This is a genomic window from Mesorhizobium sp. M0062 (genome assembly GCF_040323125.1).
Classification (GTDB): domain Bacteria; phylum Pseudomonadota; class Alphaproteobacteria; order Rhizobiales; family Rhizobiaceae; genus Mesorhizobium.
In genome coordinates, this window is record NZ_JAMYUO010000010.1 from 180,294 (window position 1) to 190,146 (window position 9,853).

Here is a 9,853-nt window from a genome sequence, read left to right on the forward strand (position 1 = left end):
CATTCGCCGTTGCCTAAAACCGTTACTTCGGCAACAGCACCTTGTTGACGACGTGGATGACGCCGTTCGACTGGTTGACGTCGGCGACCGTTACCTTGGCGGCGCCGCCGGATCCGTCGACGATATAAAGCGCGCCTTTTTTTACCTCGGCGATCAGCGTGTCGCCGCTGACGGTCTTCATTTCATACTTGCCACCCATCGCCTTGGCCTTGGTCATCATATCCTTGGCGGAGATCTTGCCGGCCACGACATGGGCGGTCAGGATCTTGGCCAGCTTGTCCTTGTTTTCGGGCTTCACCAGCGTGGCGACGGTGCCGGCCGGCAGTTTCTTGAAGGCGGAATCGGTCGGCGCAAACACCGTGAAGGGTCCCGCGCTTTCCAGCGTGTCGACCAGGCCGGCGGCCTTGACGGCGGCAACCAGCGTCTTGTGGATCGGCGAGTTGAGGGCGTTCTCGACGATGTTCTTCGAGGTCAGCATCGCAGCGCCGCCAACGGCGGGATTGGCGAGCGTATAGGCCGTCGTAGCTGCGAGGCCCGATAGAGCCAGGCCGGCGGAAAAGCAGAATGCCTTGAGGATGGACTTTGCCATTGGAGAACCCTTCTGGTGCGACAATTGTTGATTCGATTGTCGGGAAGAGTTACGCGGCGATTGCGGGAAAGTTTCGGTGCAGAGTAAAAAACGATAATGATAACAAATACTTAAAGGCGAATGCCCATCCCACGCGCCGCATCCCCGCGATGGACATGACGGGGTCACGGATCAAAAACAGCGGTCTTCGGATTAGAGCTGATCGGTGTTGATCGGCCTTGGCGGTACAAGCAGCAGCCACGCCGGTTGCACGCCGCAAGTTTCGCGCCTCACGGGAACGTGATGCGCGCCTCGTCCACAAAAACCCCGGACGAGCCGGGGCTTTGATTGCCGGAATAGCGCCTTCTATTCAGCCGGCGAGGGTTTCTTTCGGAACAATGCCGTCAGATTGTCCCATAATTCGATCTTGGCGCCCTGGCGCTTCATGATCACGCCTTGCTGCAGGATCGACAGCGTGTTGTTCCAGGCCCAGTAGATGACGAGGCCGGCCGGGAAGCTGCCCATCATGAAGGTGAAGATCACCGGCATCCAGGTAAAGATCTGCGCCTGCGTCGGATCCGGCGGCGTCGGGTTCATGCGCATCTGCAGGAACATGGTGATGCCCATGACCACCGCCCAGGCGCCCATATGCGGCAGGAAGGCCGGTGGCGCGAAGGGCAGCAGGCCGAACAGGTTGAAGACCGAGGTCGGATCGGGCGCCGCCAGATCCTGGACCCAGCCGAAGAACGGCGCGTGCCGCATCTCGATGGTGATGTAGAGCACCTTGTAGAGCGAGAAGAACACCGGGATCTGCAGCGCCACCGGCCAGCAGCCGGCGAGCGGATTGATCTTCTCGGTCTTGTACAGCTCCATCATCGCCTGTTGCTGCTTCATCTTGTCGTCCGCGTATTTCTCGCGGATCTCGAGCATCTTGGGCTGCACCTTCTTCATGTTCGCCATCGACGCATAGGATTTGTTGGCGAGCGGGAAGAAGAGGGTTTTGACGACCACCGTGGTGGCAAGGATGGCCAGGCCGAAATTGCCGAAGAATTTGTACAGCGTGTCGATCAGGTAGAACATCGGCTTGGTGATCCAGATGAACCATCCCCAATCGATCAGCCGGTCGAACAGCCTGATCTGGCGGTCCTGGGCGTAGGCGTTGATCTTGTTGACTTCCTTTGCGCCGGCGAAGATCTCGGTCTCGACCGTCGCCGACTGGCCGGCGGCAATGGTGATCGGGTCGGTGAGGAAGTCCGACTGGTAGCGCGGGCGGCCATTGTCGTAATAGGCATAGTGCGGCTGGAACGGCTGCTTCTCGGTCGGCACCAGGGTAACCGCCCAATATTTGTCGGTGATGCCAAGCCAGCCATCGGTCGATTTGCTCGGCGTATAGAGCTTGTTCTTCTCGATGTCGGCGTATTTGTGCTCCTGCAGGCCTTCCGTGCCGGTGACGCCGATCAGCCCTTCATGCAGCACATAGGAGCTGGCGACGGCCGGCTTGTCGAAACGGATGACCCGGCCGTAATTGGACAGCGTGACCGGGGCCGAGCCTGAATTCTGCACCGCATCGGAAACGGTGAACATGTAGTCGCCGTCGACGGAGATCGTGCGCTTGAAGGTCAGGCCCTTGTCGTTGGTGAAGGTCAGCGTCACTGGCGTCGCCGGCGTCAGAGTCGCATTGCCGTCGACGCTCCAGACCGTTTCCGGGCCTGGCACCGTGCCGGTCGTGTCACTGCCGACAAAGCCGATCTCGGCATAATAGCCGGTGGGCAGCGCCTGCGGATTGAGCAGCTGGATCTGCGGCGATGTCTTGTCGACCGTCTCGGTGTAGTGCTTGAGCTTTAGGTCGTCGAGGCGGGCGCCGGTGAGGTTGATCGAGCCCGACAGGCTCGGCGTGTCGATGTTGACGCGGGCCGTCTTGGCCACTTCCTGCGCGCGGCCTTCCGGCGTCGTGACATAGGTGCCGGGCGCGTTTGGAATGGCGCCGGGCGCTGCGGGCGCCGGCGTGCCGCCGGGGTTGGCGGCCTCGGCCGCCTTCTTCTGCTCCGCCGCCCGCTGCTCTTCGATGCGGGCCGCCTCGCGCTGCTGTTCGCTGCGCGGCAGCACATAGAAATATTGCCACAGCCCGAGGATCAGCACCGACAAGACGATGGTGATGTAGAAGTTCCGGTTGTTTTCCATCGAAAGCCCTTGGCCTATCGTGTTCCGCTGAGACGGCGGGAGAGTTCGGCCTTCAACTGGCCGAACGGAATGGTGAGCACGTCTTCACGCCCGACGATGACATAGTCATTGCCGGGCGCCATGTCACTTGCGGCATGGGTGCGCACGGCTTCTTTCAGCCGCCGCCTGACGCGGTTGCGGACAACCGCATTGCCGACCTTCTTGGTGACGGTGAAGCCGACGCGCGGCGGCAGGCCGTCATTGCGGTCGAGAACTTCGACGAGAAAAAGCCGCCCGCGCCGCTTTTCACCGCGGCGGACGGCCAGGAATTCCGCACGTTTCAGAAGCCGCTTGGGGTTTGGTCCCACTGGCTTGCCGGTTGCGGGCAACGATCTCGTCTTCCGTTCAGGCGCTGAGCCGCTTGCGGCCGCGGTTGCGGCGAGCTGCGACGACGCCGCGACCACCCTTGGTGGCCATGCGAGCACGGAAACCGTGCCGGCGCTTGCGGACGAGTTTGGACGGTTGGTAGGTACGCTTCATTTGTTTTAATACCGCGGGGTGCGGCCCTTCTTGATTCTGTCACTGTGTAACAGGAGCTTTGCCGGGCCGGCATTGGCGCGATCGAAACCGCGCCGGGACGAATGGCCCGAGCGTGAGCGGCTTATAGAAAGAAGGGTTTTGGGAGTCAATCCAGCGCGAACTATGAGTTCGTCGCAGCGCGAACACCCAGTTCGAGGCGGTCTTTTATTGCTGGCACCATCGTCCAACGAAGGATGAAATTGGCAAAAAAGCCGCAATCGCCTAATCTCAACCGATCAAGCGTTTGTGAAGACAGGCCTTAATGAGCGAAGTTGCATCAGCGGATGAAGGGAGCGGCCCGGCGACAGCCGATGCCAGCCCGGCGACCGTTCGCCCGGTTGCGAGCCGTTCGGTGCCCAATCGTTCAGTGCCCTTGGCGCGCGGCCTGTCGACCAAGCTGCTCTTGCTCACCATTGTCTTCGTGCTCCTGGCCGAAGTCCTCATTTTCCTGCCCTGGATCGCCAGCTACCGCCTGGCCTGGCTGAAGGAGCGGCTAAGCACCGCTGCCGCGGTGTCCATCGTGCTGGTGCAGGGCGAGCCCAATTCGCTCTCCCGCGCCGCCCAGAACGACGTGCTGATGGCAATCGGCGCCAAGGCGATCGCGGTGCGCGACGGCGGCGTGTCGCGCCTGCTGGTGGTGGCCGAGATGCCGCCGCAGGTCGACGAGCATATCGATATCGCCAATGTCGGCATGATCAAGGGCATGACCGGGGCGCTGGATACGCTGTTCTTCGGCGGCAAGCGCATGCTCAGGGTGTTCGGCCCGGTCGGCGACAGCGACAAGGAATTCGAGCTGATCATGCCCGACTATTCCCTGCGCAACGCCATGCTGCGCTATTCGCGCAACGTCGCCTTCGTCTCGCTGCTGATCTCGTTGTTCACCGCAATGCTGGTCTATGCCGCGATCGACCTGATCATGATCGGCCCGATCCGCACCATGACGCGCTCGATGCTGTCCTTCTCCGAGGCGCCCGACGATCCAGGGCGCATCATCCACCCGGCCGCCCGCGCCGACGAGATCGGCGTTGCCGAGCGCGAACTGTCGCAGATGCAGGAACGGCTGCAAAAGATGCTGTCGGAGCAGAAGCACCTTGCCGACCTTGGCCTCGCCGTCTCCAAGATCAACCACGACATGCGCAACATCCTGGCCTCGGCGCAGCTGATGTCGGACCGCCTGCGCCTGGTCAAGGACCCGACCGTGCAGGCCTTCGCGCCAAAGCTCTTGCGCGCGCTCGACCGCGCCGTCTCCTATTCCGAAGGCGTGCTCCACTATGGCCGCACGCAGGAGCCGGCGCCCTCACGCCGCCGCTTGCGGCTGCGCCAGCTGGTCGACGACGTCCACGGCCTGCTCGACATCGAGGACGGCATCGAATTCGTCAATGCCGTCGAGCTCGCCTTCGAGGTCGATGCCGATTCCGACCAGCTGTTTCGCGTGCTCACCAATCTGTGTCGCAACGCGGTCCAGGCGATGGCGGCCGACGCCGAGAGCGCGCTGGTGCGCCGGCTCGCCGTATCGGCCGAGCGCATAGGCAGCGTAAGCCGCATCATTGTCACCGACACCGGTCCCGGCCTGCCGGCGAAGGCGCGAGAAAACCTGTTCGCGGCGTTTCGCGGCTCGGCCCGCAGCGGCGGCACCGGCCTTGGCCTGGCCATCGCGCATGAACTGATCCGCGCCCATGGCGGCACGGTGGAGCTGGTCGAATCGATCGGCGGACGCACCACCTTCGCCGTCACCATCCCCGACCAGCCGGTCCGCCTCGACCAGGCCCGCAGCGGCCTGCGCCGCCCGGCCTGAGCTGTATTTGATATTCAGCCGAAGTCGGACTTAGCTGAATCTCAGCACACCTTGATCGGCACCGTCGAAAGCAGCTGCGACAAAACTTTTGCCGGATTGGCTTGCTTTTCGGAAATTCAGTCGCTAGGGAACACTTCTTGTCGCGGCCGGTCGTCAGGATCGGTTAGCGGGGCTATGTAAAGCATGGCCTGTTGCGCGCCCGTAGCTCAGCTGGATAGAGCACCAGACTACGAATCTGGGGGTCAGGAGTTCGAATCTCTTCGGGCGCGCCATTTCCGCCGAAACTGTGATTTCCTGCGATCCGCTAGCCGGTCTTGGGCTCACATATGAAGAGCAGGTCGCGGAACACGTTGCCGAGCACCGCCTCATTCGAGTGCTGGAGAACTGGACGCCGCTTATTCCAGGCTTCTTCATGTATTACCCCAGTCACCAGCATCAGCCTGCCGCACTAACTGCGCTAGTCAACGCGCTGCGGTGTTCTTGAAATGGGCCGGTATGCGGCGACCGTTATTCCGCTTTCCCGGATCAGGGCCCAATCGGCCTCGCCCCAGCCAGATACCGCTCATTGTCGAACGGCTCGGCGTGGGTGCTGTCCGGGCTCCACATGTGGCGGTGGGTCTCGGTAAGATTGCCGAGATAGACATGCAGTGCGCCTGAGCGGGCGCTGCCGGTGTTGGCGACCGCGTGCACAGTATCAGGGGTCATGTGCACCACGGCGGGCGCCGCGATGTCGTGGCGTTCCGGCGCATCGATCTCGCTGCCGTCAACGGGATAGATGAAGTTGGTCTCGCTACCCTTGTAGATGCCGATCAGCGCATCCATCAGATGGTTGTGCGGCGGGTACTGCAGGCCGGGCGACAGCGTGATGTGGTAGATGGTCAAGTCGGGGCTGGCATGCAGCAGCACCTCATCGTCGTCTTCCTCATGCGCGAGCACGCCTGATGCATGAAAGCGATCGGTGTGTTCGCGCAGCACCGCCTTGACCCGTTCGAAGGCATGAGCACCTTTGGCTGCGTTGACGATATCGGCGGTTACGGCGTAGAGAGGCGAGTTGGCGGCAAGAGACATTTGTCGTCATCTCCATTGGGAAGCTCAACCAATACAACTGAGATGATCAGCTAGCGAATGCCGGCAGATCCGTCAACCGGATGGTCGAAACGGGCAAGCAGACTACGCGGGCAGACCACGCGGGCAGACCACACGGGCAGGCAGATATGGCTCTTCCGAAATCAGTGTCACCGTCCGCCGTCAAGGCGCCGTCGACCGCCGACATATTGCGCAGCGAGGAAGCTTATGAGCAGCTGAAGAGCGACATCGTCGCCTGCGTCCTGCAACCCGGCGAAAGCCTGACCGAAAAGCAGATCGGCGACCGCTACCAGATCAGAAAGGCGACGATCCGCTCGGCTTTGGCCCGCCTGACGCAGGAAGGGCTGATCAAGAGCGAGCCGCGCCGCGGCTATGTCATCGCACCGCTTAGCCTGCGCGACGTCAACGAGATCTTCGACGTCCGCAGCCTGATCGAACCGGAAGTGTTCCGGGTGGCCGCGGCAAACCTCACCGAACGCGGGCTCGACGACATCAGGCTGGCGGCGCAGAAGGTGCTGAAGCCGGAGACGCTGCGCAGCCATGTCGCCTTTCTGGCGGCCGACCGCGCCTTTCGCCTGGCCCTGGCCGAACTCTCCGGCAATCTGCGCCTAGTTCGCCTGCTCGACCAAACGCTCGACCAGTCGGAGCGTGTCCTCCATCTCGGCTTCAAATCGCGCGACTTCACGCAAGCGATCATCGGCCAGCAGAAGGAGTTGGTGCTTGCCTGCGAGCTGGCCGAGGTCTCGGCCATCGCAAAGCTTGCCCGCTCGCAGTGCCTGTCGCTCAAGAAGCAGGTGCTCGAGACCTTGCTCGCCGGCTCCAAGCTGCAGGACGCCAATTTGCAAAGCTTCGCCTGAGGCACGAAGCCTGCGCTCTCTGGCCGATGCTTACCCGTCGATGAAGCGGATGTCCGCATCGGCAAGGCAATAGGGCGCGTAGCGGAAATCGCGGATATGGCTGACCTTTCCATCCTGCCAGTCGACCAGCATGAAGCCGCGCACGGCGTCATCTCCCGCTTGCGGGTTGCGGATCAGGATGGCCGGCCTGCCGTCGACGAAGCCGAGCGACAGCGCCCAATCCTGGACACGGTCGTAATTGCCGAAATAGTTGGAAACCTGCGCTTTGCCGCGCATGCGGGTGCGGTTGACGACTTCAAGCTGGATATCCTCGGCGATCAACGCGCGCACGGCGTCGAAGTCGCGCGCGTTGAACAGGTCGACATAGCGGCGCAGGCGCCGCTCGTCGTCGGCGTCGAGCTTTGGGGCAGGCGCCTGCTCGTCCTGTGACGCCAGCAGGCGCAGCTGCGACCGCCCGCGATGGAGCGCTGCCTTGGTCGCAGCCAGGGTGGCGCCGGACACTTCGCAGGTTTCGTGCAGGCTGAGGCCAAGCACGTCGACAAGGATCACGGCGCTGCGCTGCACTGTTGCCAGCTGCATGAAGCTTCGCAGGCTGGCGGCGGTGGCGAGCCTCGCATCGGCGCTTGCGGAGGGGTCTTCGATCGTCGTCATGTCGGTCTCGCTCATGCGCGCCTGCTCCCGCTGGCGCCGGCGCAGATGATCCTGCGCGGCATTGTGGGCTATGCGGAACAGCCATTGCTCCGGACGCTCGACGGCGGCGTCGCCGTCGATGGCCTGCAGTGCCTTGATCAGTGTCTCCTGGACGATGTCCTCGCCATCGATCACCGAGCCGGCCATGCGGGCGCAGTAGCGGTGCAGCTTCGGTCGCAAGGAGCCGAGCATCGCCTCCAGGGCAACGCGGTCGAGTTTTGCTGTGTTCATCCTGTCCGTTCCCTAAATGCCGGTCTTCGCATTCAAGCCGGCACGACCTCGCCGGCCAGCATACGATAATTGCCGACGATCTTTGCCGGCGATCTGGCAAGCGGCGTCGAGCGGCGTCCGGCATGATCGGCGCTGAAGGCCTTGAAGGCTGCGAGCCCGGTCAGGCCGTCGCCATCCTGGCTGACAAGATGGATGAACTCGCCATTCTCCAGTTCCAGGACGAGGTAGCGCACAGATTGCGGCTTCGTGTCGTCGAGTGCCTCGAACACCTGTGCAACCAGCATACGGTTCTCGGCGATGCTTTCGTCCTTCACGCCGTAGCGGATGAGATTGTAGCCCATTGTCGTCTCCTGTTTTTCAACTCTGCACGGAGAAGACGTTTCGCGGCCTCGAAAAGATTCGTCGCCCGGCGAATCTTTTCGATCGTCCGGATCGTCTTTCCCGTGGACGGTTGCGCGGCAGCCATCGAGGAGCAGGAGAGATCCATCATGCACATCCAGTTTGCCGAATTGCCGGTGTTCGACCAGGACCGCGCCAAGGCCTTCTACACCGGACATCTTGCTTGCCAGGTGGCGGAGGACCAGCTGATGGGCGACAGCGGCTGGCGCTGGATCGAGCTGACATTTCCCGGCGCCGTCACCAATTTGCATTTCGTCAAACGCGCCGATGACACCCCGGGCACTGAGCCCGTGCTGGTGCTCGTTGATGGCGATGTCGAGGCAACGGTCGCGGGCCTGAAGGCGCGCGGCGTCGAAATCATCACCGAGCCGCAGGAAGCGCCTTGGCAGCCGGGCCGCACGGTCGCCGAATTCCGCGACAGCGAGGGCAACCGCATGGTTGTCGCCGGCAAATGATCGGACCCGGCGCAAAGCCGAACTTTGACATGAGAACAACAGGAGAGATGGACATGACCCCCCAAACGTCGACGCTGAAAGTACCGGGCGCCAGCCTCTATTATGAGATGCGCGGTTCCGGCCCCGTACTTGTTGATAATCCCCGGCGGACCGCAGGATGCCGGCGTCTTCGCCGATGTCGCGGGCTACCTCGCCGACCGCTACACGGTGGTCGCCTATGATCCGCGCGGCAATTCGCGCAGCACCTTCGACGGAGAGCAGCAAGAGCAGGACCTCAATGTCCATGGCGACGATGCCGCGAGATTGATCGAGGCGCTTGGCGCCGGACCGGCCTATGTGTTCGGCACCAGCGGCGGCGCTCACATCGGGCTCAACCTCGCCGCCCGCCATCCCGGCCGGGTTCGTGCGCTGGTGGCGCATGAGCCGCCCAGCATGATGCTGCTCGACGACCCGTCGCCGTCACTGGCCGGCATGCGCGACCTGCACGACACCTATCGCAGCCAGGGCGTCGAGGCGGCGATGCAGAAATTCTTCAGCGAGAACGGCCTGTCGGAAGGGCCGGACCAGGGTGAAGCCGGACCGCACGAGCCGCAAGACGGACCGCCTTCGTTCGAACCGTCGCCCGAAGAGGCCGAGACCTTTGCCAGGGTCAGCGGCAATTTCGAATACTGGCTGGCGCATGGCGTCATGCCGCTGTCGCTCTACCGTCCTGATATCGAGGCGTTGCGCGGCCGCCCGGTCGTGGTCGGCATCGGCGAAGAGTCCATCGGCCAGCCGATCGACGGCATGGGCAAGACGCTGGCCGACAGGCTCGGCAGCAAGCGCGCCGCCTTCCCCGGCGACCATATGGGCTTTGCGCCCTATCCCGACCGCTTCGCCGAGACCTTGCACCTGACGCTCAGAGGCGCGTGAGATCGTCAGTCCAATAGGAAAGGGGCGTCCGCAAATGGGACGCCCGGTGACCAAGAAAATTCCCGCGAAAAATTGATTTTAACACAGACGACCCCCCATACATTGCACCCCCCCGGAACAT

Annotated in this window: 11 protein-coding genes and 1 tRNA gene; 5 read left to right on the forward strand and 7 right to left on the reverse strand. The window is 62.8% G+C overall.

The features are described 5' to 3' along the window. Window positions 1–22: 22 nt before the first annotated feature. The 4 genes from NKJ64_RS15000 to rpmH all read right to left on the reverse strand — a co-directional run bounded on the left by NKJ64_RS15000 (window position 23) and on the right by rpmH (window position 3,268). Entirely contained in the window at window positions 23–589 is a 567-nt protein-coding gene (locus NKJ64_RS15000; protein WP_352462846.1) for a fasciclin domain-containing protein, read from the reverse strand. 345 nt (window positions 590–934) lie between these two features. After that, entirely contained in the window at window positions 935–2,749 is a 1,815-nt protein-coding gene (gene yidC, locus NKJ64_RS15005) for a membrane protein insertase YidC (protein ID WP_023828837.1), read from the reverse strand. Window positions 2,750–2,763: 14 nt separating this feature from the next. Beyond that, window positions 2,764–3,117, reverse strand: coding sequence for a ribonuclease P protein component (gene rnpA, locus NKJ64_RS15010; RefSeq protein WP_023672264.1), 354 nt, complete (start codon window positions 3,115–3,117; stop codon window positions 2,764–2,766). Window positions 3,118–3,133: 16 nt separating this feature from the next. Continuing rightward, window positions 3,134–3,268, reverse strand: coding sequence for a 50S ribosomal protein L34 (gene rpmH / locus NKJ64_RS15015; protein WP_008833937.1), 135 nt, complete (start codon window positions 3,266–3,268; stop codon window positions 3,134–3,136). Window positions 3,269–3,569: 301 nt separating this feature from the next. Between rpmH and NKJ64_RS15020 the strand changes: the two genes are divergently transcribed. Further along, complete coding sequence (locus NKJ64_RS15020) at window positions 3,570–5,102, forward strand: ATP-binding protein (RefSeq protein WP_023728827.1); 1,533 nt, start codon at window positions 3,570–3,572, stop codon at window positions 5,100–5,102. A gap of 195 nt (window positions 5,103–5,297) precedes the next feature. Next, window positions 5,298–5,374, forward strand: a tRNA-Arg gene (locus tag NKJ64_RS15025). 253 nt (window positions 5,375–5,627) lie between these two features. Here NKJ64_RS15025 and NKJ64_RS15030 read toward each other — a convergent pair. After that, window positions 5,628–6,170, reverse strand: coding sequence for an autotransporter (locus NKJ64_RS15030; protein ID WP_352462847.1), 543 nt, complete (start codon window positions 6,168–6,170; stop codon window positions 5,628–5,630). Window positions 6,171–6,316: 146 nt separating this feature from the next. Between NKJ64_RS15030 and NKJ64_RS15035 the strand changes: the two genes are divergently transcribed. Beyond that, complete coding sequence (locus NKJ64_RS15035; protein ID WP_023834592.1) at window positions 6,317–7,045, forward strand: GntR family transcriptional regulator; 729 nt, start codon at window positions 6,317–6,319, stop codon at window positions 7,043–7,045. A gap of 30 nt (window positions 7,046–7,075) precedes the next feature. On the opposite strand, the gene NKJ64_RS15040 is transcribed toward NKJ64_RS15035, so the two are convergent. Both NKJ64_RS15040 and NKJ64_RS15045 read right to left on the reverse strand, forming a co-directional pair. After that, the gene (locus NKJ64_RS15040; RefSeq protein WP_023728830.1) at window positions 7,076–7,966 is read right to left on the reverse strand and encodes a sigma-70 family RNA polymerase sigma factor; all 891 of its coding nucleotides are present in this window, start codon (window positions 7,964–7,966) and stop codon (window positions 7,076–7,078) included. A 32-nt stretch (window positions 7,967–7,998) separates the two neighbouring features. Continuing rightward, on the reverse strand, window positions 7,999–8,307 hold the full coding sequence (locus NKJ64_RS15045; RefSeq protein ID WP_023681378.1) for a hypothetical protein: 309 nt from the start codon (window positions 8,305–8,307) through the stop codon (window positions 7,999–8,001). 147 nt (window positions 8,308–8,454) lie between these two features. Here NKJ64_RS15045 and NKJ64_RS15050 point away from each other — a divergent pair, with 147 nt between their 5' ends. Both NKJ64_RS15050 and NKJ64_RS15055 read left to right on the forward strand, forming a co-directional pair. Continuing rightward, a complete protein-coding gene (locus NKJ64_RS15050; RefSeq protein ID WP_352462848.1) occupies window positions 8,455–8,820 on the forward strand; it encodes a VOC family protein in 366 nt (121 codons plus the stop codon). Window positions 8,821–8,949: 129 nt separating this feature from the next. Then, window positions 8,950–9,732, forward strand: a complete 783-nt coding sequence (locus NKJ64_RS15055; protein WP_352462849.1) for an alpha/beta hydrolase — start codon at window positions 8,950–8,952, stop codon at window positions 9,730–9,732. Window positions 9,733–9,853: the final 121 nt, after the last annotated feature.